The 1,160-nt window shown below is 67.1% G+C and carries 1 protein-coding gene and 1 pseudogene; both read right to left on the reverse strand.

Annotation, left to right across the window (positions count from 1 at the left end; all coding sequences use genetic code 11):
• Positions 1 to 72 precede the first annotated feature (72 nt).
• Complete coding sequence (locus B0F77_RS45790) at positions 73 to 933, reverse strand: ribose-phosphate diphosphokinase (protein ID WP_086669315.1); 861 nt, start codon at positions 931 to 933, stop codon at positions 73 to 75.
• A 9-nt stretch (positions 934 to 942) separates the two neighbouring features.
• Positions 943 to 1,160: pseudogene (locus B0F77_RS49525) on the reverse strand (hypothetical protein); the annotation flags it as partial.

A 1,160-nucleotide genomic window follows, 5' to 3' on the forward strand; every position in this document is an offset into this window, starting at 1 on the left:
TGGTGCGCAAGATGCCGGGACCTGCCGATGTCGGGGAGCGCCTGATCACGGCGCTCGCCCATCTCAAGTAGGTCAGGGAGCCTCGAACAGCGTCGACACCGACTCGCCCACGTTGATCCGCCGCATCGCCTCCGCCATCGCCGGCGCGATCGACAACACCTTCAACTTCGGCACGACCTTCGCGTCCGGAATCGGCACGGTGTTCGTGGCGACGATCTCCAGCACGTCGTCGAACGCCTGCAACCGCTCCAACGCGCCCGACGAGAACAACCCGTGCGTGCACGCGACCCGGATCGACCCGGCCCCGCGCTCCCGCAGCTTGTCCAGCAACTCGATGACGGTCGACCCCTTGGCGATCTCGTCGTCGAGCACGATCACATCCCGCCCCGCCACGTCACCGATGACGGTCGAGATCTGCACCTTGTCGTCGGCGAACCGCTGCTTGGCCCCGGCCGCGACGGGCAGCCCGAGNNNCGCGGCCAGTTCCCGCAGCGCGTGCAGGTGATCAACGGGCACCGAGAAGAAGCCGTGCACCTGCGGCGAGTGCAGTGTCATCGCGAGCACCCGGGACGCCCCGGCCGCCACCATCAGGTCGGCGACCAGCCGTCCGCCGATGGAGATTCGCGGTGCGTCCTTCTTGTCGGAGCGCGCATAGGCGTAGTGCGGCAGCACAACGGTCGTGCGGGCTGCCGACGCGCCACGGGCAGCGTCCAGCATCAGCAGTAGTTCGACGAGATGCTCCTGCACCGGTGGCACCAGTGGCTGGATCAGGAACACGTCCCGCTCGCGGCAGTTCGCCTGCAACTGCACTTCCAGACAGTCGTTGGCGAACCGCGTCAGGCGGCTGGGCGAGAGGTCGACACCGAGATGACCACAGATCTCGGCGGCCAGTGAGGGATGGGCAGAACCACTGAAGACAGCGATGTCACGCACACCCCAAACCTAGTCGACGACCAGCACCAACTTGCCGTCGCGGAAGAACGGCGTGAGGTTCCCGCGCGTGTCGACCGTGTGTGTGCCGCGCGGTAAAACGGCCTCTATAGCCGTGAACGCGAGGATGTCCGACACGCCGTGACGGCCGCGCAACGACCGTTGGCCCTGGAAACGCAGAGCGCGCCCCTCACGGCGGTATTGATGAGCCTCGGCAGCAACGGAGGCGC

Source organism: Lentzea kentuckyensis (assembly GCF_002150765.1).
Classification (GTDB): Bacteria; Actinomycetota; Actinomycetes; order Mycobacteriales; family Pseudonocardiaceae; genus Lentzea; species Lentzea kentuckyensis.